This window comes from Pseudomonas sp. 6D_7.1_Bac1, from assembly GCF_025465945.1.
GTDB lineage: Bacteria > Pseudomonadota > Gammaproteobacteria > Pseudomonadales > Pseudomonadaceae > Aquipseudomonas.
The window spans coordinates 112,754-125,348 of the sequence record NZ_JANLNW010000078.1; the positions used below are offsets into that span (position 1 = coordinate 112,754).

Here is a 12,595-nt window from a genome sequence, read left to right on the forward strand (position 1 = left end):
AACACGACATGGCCGTGCAGGACCTGCTGTCCCAGGATGAGATCGATGCGCTGTTGCATGGTGTCGACGACGGTCTGGTACAGACCGACAACGCTGCTGAACCGGGCAGTGTCAAAAGCTATGACCTGACCAGTCAGGATCGCATCGTCCGTGGACGCATGCCGACCCTGGAAATGATCAACGAGCGGTTTGCCCGTTACACGCGCATCAGCATGTTCAACATGCTGCGCCGCTCGGCAGACGTTGCCGTTGGTGGCGTGCAGGTGATGAAGTTTGGCGAATACGTGCACTCGCTGTACGTACCGACCAGCCTCAACCTGGTCAAAATCAAGCCGCTGCGCGGTACCGCGCTGTTCATCCTCGACGCCAAGCTGGTGTTCAAGCTGGTGGACAACTTCTTCGGCGGTGACGGTCGTCACGCCAAGATCGAAGGCCGTGAATTCACCCCGACCGAATTGCGTGTCGTGCGTATGGTGCTGGAGCAGGCCTTCGTCGACTTGAAAGAAGCCTGGCAGGCGATCATGGAAGTCAATTTCGAGTACATCAACTCGGAAGTGAACCCGGCCATGGCCAACATCGTGGGGCCGAGCGAAGCGGTGGTGGTCTCGACCTTCCACATCGAGCTCGACGGCGGTGGCGGTGATCTGCACGTGACCATGCCGTACTCGATGATCGAGCCGGTCCGCGAAATGCTCGATGCCGGCTTCCAGTCGGACCTCGATGATCAGGACGAGCGTTGGGTCAACGCCTTGCGTCAGGACGTGCTGGACGTCGACGTACCGATCGGTGCCACCGTTGCCCGTCGCCAATTGCGCCTGCGCGACATCCTGCACATGCAGCCGGGTGATGTGATCCCGGTCGAAATGCCGGAAGAAATGATCATGCGCGCCAACGGCGTGCCGGCCTTCAAGGTCAAAATGGGCTCCCACAAGGGCAACCTGGCGTTGCAAGTGATCGAGCCGATCGAGCGCCGCTGATCGGCGCTCGTACACATTCGCTTTTAAATGACGGCTTCTAATTCAATGGTTGCCCGCCGAGGACAGATGATGGCTAACGATATGAATACCCAGGACGACCAGGCGCTGGCCGATGAATGGGCTGCGGCCCTTGAAGAGACGGGTGATGCCGGGCAGGACGACATTGATGCCTTGTTGGCTGCCGATTCAGCCACTTCGTCGGCTTCCAATCGTCTGCCGATGGAAGAGTTCGGCAGTGTGCCGAAGAACAACGAGCCAGTGACCCTCGACGGTCCGAACCTGGACGTGATTCTGGACATCCCGGTGTCGATCTCCATGGAAGTCGGCAGCACCGATATCAACATCCGTAACCTGCTGCAGCTCAACCAGGGTTCGGTGATCGAACTTGACCGTCTGGCCGGCGAACCGCTGGACGTGCTGGTCAATGGCACGCTCATCGCTCACGGCGAAGTGGTGGTGGTCAACGAAAAGTTCGGCATCCGCCTGACCGACGTGATCAGCCCAAGCGAACGCATCAAGAAGCTGCGCTGAGTGAAGGCGTTTCTCGGCGTATTACTGGCCTTGCCGCTCAGTGCATGGGCGGCGGAACCAGTGGCGGCGGTCGCGGCACCCGCGGTCGGTAGTGGCGTGGCCGGGCAGTTGACTCAGCTGGTGCTGGGTTTATTGCTGGTGTTGGGGTTGATCTTCTTCCTCGCCTGGCTGTTGCGTCGGGTCCAGCAGGCGGGTCCTGCCGGCAAAGGGCAAGTGATCGAACTGATCGGCTCGCGCGCCTTGGGGCCACGTGATCGCCTGGTGCTGGTGCAAGTCGGCAACGAGCAGATTCTGCTCGGACTGACCCCCGGCACCATCACCCCGCTGCATGTGCTCAAGGAGCCGGTTCAGGTTCCCAGTGCCGAACAAGCGACCCCCGAGTTTGCCCAGCGCCTGATGGAGTTGCTGGGTAAAGATAAGGATAAGAAGTAATGCCGTTGCGCATCCTGTTGACGTTGGTCCTGATGCTGGCTGCGCCGTTGGCGTTCGCTGCCGACCCGCTGTCGATTCCGGCGATCACCCTGGGCACGAACGCCAATGGCGCTCAGGAATACTCGGTCAGCCTGCAAATCCTGTTGATCATGACGGCGCTGAGCTTCATTCCGGCGTTCGTCATGCTGATGACCAGTTTTACCCGGATCATCATCGTTTTCTCGATCCTGCGTCAGGCCCTGGGCTTGCAGCAGACGCCGTCGAACCAGATCCTCACCGGTATGGCGCTGTTTCTGACCATGTTCATCATGGCGCCGGTCTTTGATCGGGTGAATCGGGATGCCTTGCAGCCTTACCTGGCCGAGAAGCTTACCGCTCAGGATGCCGTGGCCAAGGCGCAAGTACCGATCAAGGACTTCATGCTGGCGCAGACCCGCAGCAGCGACCTTGAGCTGTTCATGCGCCTGTCCAAACGCACGGACATCGCTACGCCAGATCAGGCTCCGTTGACCATCCTGGTGCCGGCTTTCGTGACGTCGGAACTGAAAACCGCATTCCAGATTGGTTTCATGATCTTCATTCCGTTCCTGATCATCGACCTGGTCGTCGCCAGTGTGCTGATGGCCATGGGTATGATGATGCTCTCGCCGCTGATCATTTCGCTGCCGTTCAAAATCATGTTGTTTGTGCTGGTGGATGGCTGGGCATTGATCATCGGTACGCTGGCGAGCAGTTTCGGTGGCGTTTAGAACCTTGTGGGCGGGTAGGGCGATATGACTCCTGAAGTTGCGGTAGACCTGTTCCGGGAAGCACTCTGGCTGACCACCATGATGGTCGCCATACTGGTCGTTCCGAGTTTGCTGGTGGGCCTGCTGGTGGCGATGTTTCAGGCTGCCACCCAGATCAACGAACAGACCCTGAGTTTCCTGCCGCGTTTGCTGGTGATGCTGGTGACCCTGATCGTTGCCGGCCCTTGGCTGATACAAACGTTCATGGAATACATCCTGCGCTTGTACACCAGTATTCCGCAGTTGATCGGCTAAGCCATGTCGTTGCTGGCGCTGACCGACGCGCAAATCAGTACCTGGGTGGCGAGCTTCATGCTGCCGCTGTTCCGGGTCGGCGCGGTGCTGATGACCATGCCGGTCTTCGGCACGACCCTGGTGCCCAGGCGTATACGGATGTATTTCGCGCTGGCGATAACGGTGGTCATCACGCCGGGCCTGCCGCCGATGCCGCAGGTCAATCCGCTGGATTTGAGTGGTCTGCTGCTGATTGCCGAACAGATCCTCATTGGCTCACTGCTGGGGTTCTCCTTGCAGTTGTTCTTCCAGGCGTTTGTCGTCGCCGGTCAAATTATTTCGATCCAGATGGGCATGGGCTTCGCGTCCATGGTCGACCCCACCAACGGCGTATCGGCGGCGGTGATCGGGCAGTTTCTGACGATGCTGGTGACGCTACTGTTCCTGGGGATGAACGGCCATCTGGTGGTGTTCGAAGTCCTCACTGAAAGCTTCACTACGTTGCCGGTCGGCAGCGCAACGCTGGTCAATCATTTCTGGGAAATGGCCGGCAAGATGGGCTGGGTGCTGGGAGCGGCAATGTTGCTGGTATTACCGGCAATCACCGCGCTGCTGGTGGTCAACATTGCCTTCGGGATCATGACCCGCGCGGCACCGCAGCTCAATATCTTCTCTATCGGTTTTCCGCTGACCCTGGTGCTGGGCCTGGTGATTTTCTGGGTCAGTCTGGGGGACATTCTCAATCAGTACCAACCGTTGGCCACCGAGGCCTTGCAGTTGTTGCGTGATATGGCACAGGCGCGCTGAGTCATGGCTGAAAGCGAGAGCGGTCAGGACAAGACGGAAGACCCCACGGAGAAGCGCAAAAAGGATTCCCGTGAAAAGGGCGAGATCGCCCGCTCCAAAGAACTCAATACCTTGGCGGTGATGCTGGCCGGGGCGGGTGCGCTGCTGATCTACGGCGGTGGACTGGCGCTGGACCTGCTGGAAATCATGCGCCTGAATTTCTCGCTGCCTCGTGAAGTGGTGCTCACTCCAGGCGCCATGGGCCTGTATTTGCTGAACTCGGGCAAGATCGCGATTCTCGCGGTGCAACCGGTGCTGATCAGCTTGCTGCTGGCGGCAATCATTGGTCCGATTTCTCTGGGGGGCTGGCTGTTTGCGGGCAGCAGCCTGGCGCCCAAGTTCAGTCGAATGAACCCGGCCAACGGCCTCAAGCGGATGTTTTCCTCCACGGCGTTGATCGAGTTGCTCAAGGCCCTGGCAAAATTCCTGCTGGTGCTGTTCGTTGCGCTAAGCGTGCTGCGCTCGGACATCGACGACTTGTTGCGAATCGCCCATGAACCGCTGGAACAGGCGATTATCCACAGTGTGCAACTGGTGGGTTGGAGCACCTTATGGATGGCCTGCGGGTTGATTCTGATCGCCGCAGTCGATGTGCCGGTTCAGTTGTACCAGAGCCACAAGAAACTGCTGATGACCAAGCAGGAAGTGCGCGATGAGCACAAGGACCAGGAAGGTCGCCCTGAGGTTAAACAGCGGATTCGCCAGCTACAGCGTGAAATGTCTCAGCGGCGGATGATGGCGGCCATTCCTGAGGCCGATGTGATCATCACCAACCCGACCCACTATGCCGTGGCGCTCAAGTACGACCCGGAAAAGGGCGGCGCGCCGATGCTGGTGGCCAAGGGTAACGACTTCCTGGCGCTGAAAATCCGCGAAATCGCTGTGGCAAACGGGGTCCTGTTGCTTGAATCGCCGGCCCTGGCGCGTTCGATCTACTACTCCACCGAACTCGACCAGGAAATTCCCGGCGGGCTCTATCTGGCGGTCGCCCAGGTACTGGCCTACGTCTACCAGATCCGCCAGCACCGCGCTGGCAAGGGCAAACGCCCGGATCCGCTCAAGGACGATTTGCCGATTCCACCGGATCTGCGCCGCGATTCCTGACCGGCTCATCTCTTGGCGGTGTACGCCGATCAAAATTGGGGGAGCTTGCTTGCCTGCGATGGCGGCCTGACAGCCGGCCAACCCCTTACAGATGTACATCAATCAAAACTGTGGGAGCTGGCTTGCCTGCGAAGACGGCCTGACAGTCGACCCATCTCCCGCAGACGTACACCAATCAAAACTGTGGGAGCGAGCCTGCTCGCGAAGGCCGCACCGCGGTGTATCAGGAGAATCGCTAATAGCTGTTTGAGCTGATGACCAAACACCTGAAAGCCCCCGCCTTCAAGAGACGCGCGGGGCTTTTTATTCAATCGCGATTATTACCTGGCGCCTCCAGCACCTTCACCACGTCATCGATGACGGCTTTGCTCATCTCCTGCAAGTAGTGGGAGGCCCAGGCATAGCGGTCGGTTTTGCGCTCCATCGCTGCATCTTCGGCCAGCATCTTGGAGAGGTGGAGCAAGTCGGACACGTGGGACAAGGCTTCGTGGATCGAGACGCCACTGTTGACGCGGAACAGGGCTTGATCGTTGTGGATGGAGAAGGGGGTGAGGCCGGCGGTTTTTAAATCATGGAGGTGCGAAGGTTTGTTCATGGCGAGGATCTCGTTTACTGGTTGGAGCTGCCACGTTCGTTTCCAAGCGAATGGGTGGCAGCTGTACGCAGGTTGGAAAACCGGGGTAAACGAGCCCGGCAGACCCCGAAGGTCTCCCGCGCACAGCCGCCATAAAGCATGGGCGTAAAAAAGCGCCAGCATACGTTATGAAGGGCGCTTTTGCGCCGTTTACTCGCCGGGTTTCCAAGCCCGGCCGCTGATTTGGCAGCGACTGCCGAAGACTAGCGATGCCACTTCCGAGCGGCAACCTTGAAAACCTGTCGGAAGTTTCCCTGTGTTGATCGTTCCCACAGGAGTGTGGGAGCGATCCGGATTTGCCGATTCCACCGGATCTGCGTCGCGACGCTTGATGACGCCTACCGTTCGTCTTAAAAGTGCCACCGCCTGTTAGTTCTGACAGTAGACCCCGACGGCTTTACATCATTTGATGAGTGCTGGGGCCTGATGCGGGTTTGGAGGCTGTACACCGGGCCATGATTGACTACTCAGTGAGGCAAGTATCATGAGCGATCGTCTGTACAGGCGGCTTGAAGGCATGGCGTTGGAGTTTGTATCCGGGGTGCTGGAAGAGAAACCGGCAGAGGGAGCCATCGGTTATACGGTGACGTTTAAGTTGCTCTTGGATTTTACGCATTTTGTGCACATGGCCAATCGGTACATTCCTGGGTACCTGGAGAGTCCGATCAACGCGATTCGTCCCGAGCTTGGTGGGTTGGCCTACCATCTTTCTTACGACTACTTTTCTGGTGCTGCTGGCAACATTCACTCCTCGCAAGCGTTGTTCAACATCTTCTCAAACCCTGAGTTTTATATGAGTGAGTGGTCAAGTGGTGGTCTTTCAAGGCGCTATGCGAATCCTGACCTCAAGGTGGAGGGTAACGAGTTAATTATCAAAGCGACTCAAGACTTCCGTTGGGACAAGGATAAGCGCCAGGTGGTCATTGGCGACTTGCCGGTGATTGGATTTAACTGGGCGCTCAACCTTTTACAGGGACATACAACGGCGCCAGATATCCAGGCGCCGACGACCAAAGTGGTTTTGGGGTATGCCCAAGAAGACAGCGTGATCGTCGAGGGTGCCAAGATGCTTCGGGGAACGCTCTACATGACCGCAAGCAAGCTGCGGTTTGGCGCCATCACCGCAAGCGATATCAAGGTCGCGTAATAGTCCGCGTGGCGGTTTTTTGCTGTATCGGAACGCTAAGCGCTGATTTCGCCATCTTCAAGCGATCTGCCGATTTTGCCAGATTTGCGTCTGGCCCCTGAGCCCCTCTATTCCCGTCCCCTGCAAAAGTTGGAAGGCTTCTTGCAATAGCCCGCCTGCGCCCGCTTCAGGCGTCAAAAGTTTGCTTCAAGGAACGGGGAATACCGGTGGATCGCTCTCAGTTAATCAACAGTGCCCGCAGCAACCTGGCAGACCTCAGTCGAGGCAATCTGGGTGTGCCGCTGTTGCTGTTGGTCATGCTGGCCATGATGATGTTGCCGGTTCCGCCGTTCCTGCTCGACGTGTTCTTCACCTTCAACATTGCGCTGTCGATTGTCGTGCTGCTGGTCTGCGTCTACGCCTTGCGGCCGCTGGACTTTGCGGTGTTTCCGACCATCCTGCTGGTCGCCACGCTGTTGCGACTGGCATTGAACGTGGCCTCGACCCGGGTGGTGATGCTTCACGGTCAGGACGGCCATGCCGCCGCCGGTAAGGTGATCCAGGCCTTCGGTGAGGTGGTGATCGGCGGTAACTACGTGGTCGGTATCGTGGTGTTCGCGATTTTGATGATCATCAACTTCGTCGTGGTGACCAAAGGTGCCGGACGGATTTCCGAGGTCAGCGCGCGCTTCACCCTCGATGCGATGCCGGGCAAACAGATGGCGATCGATGCCGACTTGAACGCCGGCCTGATCGACCAGCCCCAGGCCAAGCTGCGCCGTATGGAAGTGGCCCAGGAGGCCGAGTTCTACGGTTCGATGGACGGTGCCAGCAAGTTCGTGCGCGGTGACGCCATTGCCGGTCTGCTGATTCTGTTCATCAACCTGATCGGCGGCATGGCGGTCGGGATCTTTCAGCACGGTATGACCTTCGGTGATGCCGGCAAGGTCTACGCGTTGCTGACCATCGGTGACGGTTTGGTGGCGCAATTGCCATCACTGCTGCTGTCCACCGCAGCGGCGATCATGGTGACCCGTGCTTCCGGTTCGGAAGACATGGGCAAGCAGATCAATCGGCAGATGTTCGCCTCGCCAAAAGCCTTGGCGGTGGCGGCCGGTTTGATGGCGGTCATGGGCCTGGTGCCAGGCATGCCGCACTTCTCCTTTCTCAGCATGGCCGCCGTGGCGGCGGGTGCTGCGTATCTGTTCTGGAAGAAGCAGAACATCGTCAAGGTTCAGGCTCTGGAAGAGGTCAAGCGCCAGCAGGAGCTGCTGCCGTCGCCGGCACGGGCCATGGAAACCAAAGAGCTGGGCTGGGATGACGTGACCCCGATCGACATGATCGGCCTGGAAGTCGGTTACCGGCTGATTCCACTGGTGGATCGCAACCAGGGCGGTCAGTTGCTGGCGCGAATCAAGGGTGTGCGCAAGAAGCTTTCCCAGGACCTGGGCTTCCTGATGCCGACCGTGCACATCCGCGACAACCTCGACCTGGCACCGAGCGCCTACCGCCTGACGCTGATGGGGGTGATCCTCGCCGAGGCGGAGATTTATCCGGATCGCGAGCTGGCGATCAACCCTGGGCAGGTCTACGGCTCACTCAATGGCATTACCGCCAAAGATCCGGCCTTCGGTCTGGAGGCGGTCTGGATCGAAATCAGCCAGCGTGCTCAGGCGCAGTCTCTGGGTTACACCGTGGTCGACGCCAGCACGGTGGTGGCGACTCACCTCAATCAGATTTTGTACAAGCACTCCAGTGAACTGATCGGCCACGAAGAAGTTCAGCAGCTCATGCAGTTGCTGGCCAAAAGCTCGCCAAAACTGGCCGAGGAACTGGTGCCGGGTGTTGTTTCGCTGTCGCAGCTGCTCAAAGTACTGCAAGCCTTGTTGGCCGAACAGGTTCCGGTTCGCGACATTCGCAGCATTGCCGAAGCCATCGCCAACAATGCCTCCAAGAGTCAAGATACTGCCGCTCTGGTGGCCGCCGTACGGGTAGGCGTATCACGCGCTATCGTCCAAAGCATTGTAGGTACTGAGTCCGAGCTGCCTGTCATCACCTTGGAACCAAGGTTGGAACAAATATTGCTCAATAGTCTTCAGAAGGCAGGACAAGGCTCGGAAGAGGGTGTTCTGCTGGAGCCAAGCATGGCAGAGAAGCTGCAGCGCTCGTTGATCGAAGCCGCGCAGCGTCAGGAAATGCAAGGTCATCCGGTAATTCTGTTGGTAGCAGGTCCGGTTCGCGCGATGCTTTCGCGATTCGGACGTCTGGCAGTCCCGGGGTTGCATGTGTTGGCGTACCAGGAAATTCCTGACAACAAGCAAGTGACCATCGTTGCGACAGTAGGGCCCAACGGCTGAGGTAGTGGTTTATGCAAGTTAAGCGTTTTTTCGCCGCCGATATGCGTCAGGCCATGAAGCTGGTTCGCGATGAGCTGGGCGCTGATGCCGCCATTATCGGTAATCGCCGGATCGCCGGCGGTGTCGAGCTGACGGCTGCCCTGGATTACAAGCTGTCGGCGCTGGCCCCGCGTGTGCCGAACATCGAACTCGAAGACGAGCTGCGCAAGACCCAGTCGCGGATCGTCACGGCTCAGGCCGAATTGAGCCTGCGTGGCGAGGGTGATGTCGATGCGAGCGCCGGCACCAATCGCCAGCTGTTCGCCGGCCTGCCGCTGACCGCTGCGGAACCTTTGATCGAGCCGACCTTTGCTGAGCGGCCGCGTCCTGCCCCCGCGCCGACGCCGTCCGCCGGGGTCGACCCACGGGCTTTCGACTCGATGCGTTTCGAACTCAATGGTCTGCGTGAGTTACTTGAAGTGCAGCTGGGTTCTCTGGCCTGGAACCAGCTGCAAGGCAGTCGCCCGCAACAAGCCAACCTCTGGCGTCGCCTGCAGCGCATCGGCCTGTCCGGTCCGCTGTCGCGCGATCTGCTGGAGCTGATTACCGAAATTGAAGAGCCTCGTCAGGCCTGGCGCATGCTGTTGGCGCACCTGGCGCGGATGATCGTCACCCCCGAGATCGAACCGCTCGAAGAGGGTGGTGTGATTGCCATGGTCGGCCCTGCCGGCATGGGCAAGACCACGACGCTGGCCAAGCTCGCCGCCCGTTATGTGCTCAAGTACGGCGCGCAGAACATCGCGCTGGTGAGCATGGACAGCTACCGCATTGGTGCTCAGGAACAACTCAAGACCCTGGGGCGTATCCTCAATGTCTCGGTGACTCACGTCGACCCGGGCCAGTCCCTGGCGCAAGCCCTTGATCCGCTGCTGCGCAAGCGTGTGGTGTTGATCGACACTGCCGGTCTGCAAGCCAGTGACCCGGCGTTGCGCATGCAACTGGAAAGCCTCGCCGGTCGCGGGATCAAGTCAAAGAATTATCTGGTGCTGGCCACTACCAGTCAGAAACAGGTGCTGACTGCCGCTTATCACAGTTACAAGCGTTGCGGGCTGGCAGGCTGCATCCTGACTAAACTGGATGAGACGGCGAGCCTGGGCGAAGTGTTGAGCCTGGCGATCAGTCACGAATTACCTGTTGCCTATCTGACTGACGGGCCGCGGATTCCAGATGATCTACATTTACCGCGCCGGCATCAGTTGGTCAGTCGCGCCGTGAGTGTGCAGATGCAGGAAGAACCCAGCGAAGAAGCCATGGCTGATATGTTCGCTGACCTCTACCACAGCCCGACCAAGCGCGTCGGCTGAGGTAATAATGAATAGATTTGTATCTACATCGATGGCCTGCCACGCATTGTTCCGAAGTGAACGCGCAGCCAGTCATGTAGCCCGCGTCTAAGCAAGACAAGGTAAAGAAAGAACATGGGCAGCATGCATCCCGTACAGGTGATCGCGGTGACCGGCGGCAAAGGTGGCGTCGGGAAGACTAACGTGTCAGTGAACTTGTCCTTGGCTCTCGCTGAGCTCGGCCGGCGCGTCATGCTGCTGGACGCCGATCTGGGGCTGGCGAACGTCGACGTCCTGCTGGGGCTGACACCCAAACGTACGCTGGCCGACGTCATCGAGGGCCGCTGTGAGCTGCGCGATGTATTACTGCAGGGGCCGGGCGGAATTCGTATTGTTCCAGCAGCGTCCGGTACCCAGAGCATGGTCCACCTGAGCCCGGCCCAGCATGCTGGCCTGATTCAGGCGTTCAGCGATATCGGCGATAACCTCGACGTATTGGTGATCGACACGGCGGCGGGTATTGGTGAATCGGTCGTCAGTTTTGTTCGCGCAGCCCAGGAAGTGTTGCTGGTGGTGTGCGACGAGCCGACCTCGATCACCGACGCCTACGCGCTGATCAAGTTGCTGAACCGCGATTACGGCATGAACCGCTTCCGCGTGTTGGCCAACATGGCGCAAAGCCCTCAGGAAGGGCGAAACCTGTTCGCCAAGTTGACCAAGGTCACGGATCGCTTCCTGGACGTCGCCTTACAATACGTCGGTGCGGTGCCTTACGACGAAAGCGTGCGCAAGGCCGTGCAGAAACAACGCGCCGTGTATGAAGCCTTTCCGCGTTCCAAATGTGCACTGGCGTTCAAGGCCATCGCGCAGAAAGTCGATACCTGGCCGCTGCCTGCCAACCCGCGTGGGCACCTGGAGTTTTTCGTCGAGCGTCTGGTGCAGCAAACTGCGGGTCCGGTGTTATGACAGCCAGCGGTTACAACCTGTACAAGAAGTCGGCGCGTGACGCGCAGTACGAACTGATCGAGCGTTACGCGCCACTGGTAAAACGCATTGCCTATCACCTGTTGGCACGCTTGCCGGCCAGTGTTCAGGTCGAAGACCTGATCCAGGCCGGAATGATCGGGTTGCTCGAAGTGTCGACCAAATACGACGCGAGCAAAGGTGCGAGTTTCGAGACGTATGCGGGGATCCGTATCCGTGGTGCGATGCTCGATGAAGTCCGCAAGGGTGACTGGGCGCCACGCTCGGTACACCGTAATACCCGGATGGTGAGTGACGCGATTCGCTCAATTGAAGCTAAAACCGGACGTGACGCTAAAGATCACGAGGTTGCGGCCGAACTCCAATTGAGTCTCGACGATTATTACGGGATTTTGAACGATACCTTGGGCAGTCGCCTGTTCAGCTTCGACGACCTGTTGCAGGACGGCGAGCATGAAGGGCTGCACGAGGATGGCGCGAGTGCTCATCTCGAACCGTCGCGCGACCTGGAAGATGAACGTTTCCAGGCTGCGCTGGCGGATGCGATTGCCAATTTGCCGGAGCGTGAGCGACTGGTGTTGGCGCTGTACTACGACGAAGAGCTGAACCTCAAGGAAATCGGTGAGGTCCTGGGGGTCAGTGAATCGCGGGTCAGCCAGTTACACAGCCAGTGCGCGGCCCGTTTGCGGGGGCGTTTGGGGGAGTGGCGAGCGCGCTGACAGCAGTGTGGGGACACTGCGAACGAAACAGGTATGGCGTCACGCTGTGCCGGTCTCAATCCGTTGTGCTCCAGACAGTCGTTGAGTGCTCTGCCTGATTGATTGAATGGCGCGTTCAGGTGCTGGACGCGTTTAAGACTGCTTGGAGGTCGAATTGGACAAGAACATGAAAATCCTCATCGTTGATGACTTCTCAACGATGCGGCGGATCATAAAAAACCTGTTGCGTGACCTTGGGTTCACCAACACGGTCGAGGCGGACGACGGTACTACCGCCATTCCCGTCCTCAACAGCGGGAGCATCGACTTTCTGGTAACGGACTGGAACATGCCTGGCATGACCGGTATCGATCTACTGCGCCATGTGCGCGCCGATGAAAAGCTCAAGCACCTGCCAGTGCTGATGGTTACCGCCGAAGCCAAGCGCGAGCAGATCATCGAAGCCGCTCAAGCCGGTGTAAACGGCTATGTGGTCAAACCCTTCACGGCCCAGGCGTTGAAAGAGAAGATCGAAAAAATCTTCGAACGCATCGGTTGATGT

General features: G+C 58.7%; 14 protein-coding genes. 13 read left to right on the plus strand and 1 reads right to left on the minus strand.

Annotated features, from left to right (window positions below; all coding sequences use genetic code 11):
- Nucleotides 1–8: 8 nt before the first annotated feature.
- The 7 genes from fliM (at nucleotide 9) to flhB (ending at nucleotide 4,912) form a co-directional block, all read left to right on the plus strand.
- Complete coding sequence (fliM, locus tag NTD87_RS24040) at nucleotides 9–977, plus strand: flagellar motor switch protein FliM (protein WP_010456950.1); 969 nt, start codon at nucleotides 9–11, stop codon at nucleotides 975–977.
- A 69-nt stretch (nucleotides 978–1,046) separates the two neighbouring features.
- Entirely contained in the window at nucleotides 1,047–1,508 is a 462-nt protein-coding gene (gene fliN, locus NTD87_RS24045) for a flagellar motor switch protein FliN (RefSeq protein ID WP_262116685.1), read from the plus strand.
- Entirely contained in the window at nucleotides 1,509–1,940 is a 432-nt protein-coding gene (gene fliO / locus NTD87_RS24050; RefSeq protein WP_262116686.1) for a flagellar biosynthetic protein FliO, read from the plus strand.
- A complete protein-coding gene (gene fliP, locus NTD87_RS24055) occupies nucleotides 1,940–2,689 on the plus strand; it encodes a flagellar type III secretion system pore protein FliP (RefSeq protein ID WP_262116687.1) in 750 nt (249 codons plus the stop codon). The genes fliO and fliP overlap by 1 nt, the downstream gene beginning before the upstream one ends.
- Before the next feature lie 24 nt (nucleotides 2,690–2,713).
- Nucleotides 2,714–2,983 carry a flagellar biosynthesis protein FliQ gene (gene fliQ / locus NTD87_RS24060; protein ID WP_262116688.1) on the plus strand — a complete coding sequence of 90 codons (270 nt, stop codon included), beginning with the start codon at nucleotides 2,714–2,716 and terminating at the stop codon, nucleotides 2,981–2,983.
- A gap of 3 nt (nucleotides 2,984–2,986) precedes the next feature.
- Nucleotides 2,987–3,769, plus strand: a complete 783-nt coding sequence (gene fliR, locus NTD87_RS24065; protein ID WP_262116689.1) for a flagellar biosynthetic protein FliR — start codon at nucleotides 2,987–2,989, stop codon at nucleotides 3,767–3,769.
- Between the two features lie 3 nt (nucleotides 3,770–3,772).
- Nucleotides 3,773–4,912, plus strand: coding sequence for a flagellar biosynthesis protein FlhB (flhB, locus tag NTD87_RS24070; protein WP_262116690.1), 1,140 nt, complete (start codon nucleotides 3,773–3,775; stop codon nucleotides 4,910–4,912).
- A 307-nt stretch (nucleotides 4,913–5,219) separates the two neighbouring features.
- On the opposite strand, the gene NTD87_RS24075 is transcribed toward flhB, so the two are convergent.
- Nucleotides 5,220–5,507, minus strand: a complete 288-nt coding sequence (locus NTD87_RS24075; RefSeq protein ID WP_262116691.1) for a DUF3077 domain-containing protein — start codon at nucleotides 5,505–5,507, stop codon at nucleotides 5,220–5,222.
- Nucleotides 5,508–6,030: 523 nt separating this feature from the next.
- Here NTD87_RS24075 and NTD87_RS24080 point away from each other — a divergent pair.
- The 6 genes from NTD87_RS24080 (at nucleotide 6,031) to NTD87_RS24105 (ending at nucleotide 12,592) form a co-directional block, all read left to right on the plus strand.
- The gene (locus tag NTD87_RS24080; protein ID WP_262116692.1) at nucleotides 6,031–6,693 is read left to right on the plus strand and encodes a hypothetical protein; all 663 of its coding nucleotides are present in this window, start codon (nucleotides 6,031–6,033) and stop codon (nucleotides 6,691–6,693) included.
- A 206-nt stretch (nucleotides 6,694–6,899) separates the two neighbouring features.
- Complete coding sequence (gene flhA / locus NTD87_RS24085; protein WP_262116693.1) at nucleotides 6,900–9,029, plus strand: flagellar biosynthesis protein FlhA; 2,130 nt, start codon at nucleotides 6,900–6,902, stop codon at nucleotides 9,027–9,029.
- 11 nt (nucleotides 9,030–9,040) lie between these two features.
- Nucleotides 9,041–10,372, plus strand: coding sequence for a flagellar biosynthesis protein FlhF (gene flhF, locus NTD87_RS24090; RefSeq protein ID WP_262116694.1), 1,332 nt, complete (start codon nucleotides 9,041–9,043; stop codon nucleotides 10,370–10,372).
- A 114-nt stretch (nucleotides 10,373–10,486) separates the two neighbouring features.
- Nucleotides 10,487–11,317: a flagellar synthesis regulator FleN gene (gene fleN / locus NTD87_RS24095; protein ID WP_093417037.1), complete on the plus strand. Its 831-nt coding sequence runs from the start codon at nucleotides 10,487–10,489 to the stop codon at nucleotides 11,315–11,317.
- Complete coding sequence (gene fliA / locus NTD87_RS24100) at nucleotides 11,314–12,054, plus strand: RNA polymerase sigma factor FliA (protein WP_007894214.1); 741 nt, start codon at nucleotides 11,314–11,316, stop codon at nucleotides 12,052–12,054. Before fleN ends, fliA begins: the two co-directional genes overlap by 4 nt.
- A 166-nt stretch (nucleotides 12,055–12,220) precedes the next feature.
- Nucleotides 12,221–12,592, plus strand: a complete 372-nt coding sequence (locus NTD87_RS24105; protein ID WP_003183998.1) for a chemotaxis response regulator CheY — start codon at nucleotides 12,221–12,223, stop codon at nucleotides 12,590–12,592.
- Nucleotides 12,593–12,595: the final 3 nt, after the last annotated feature.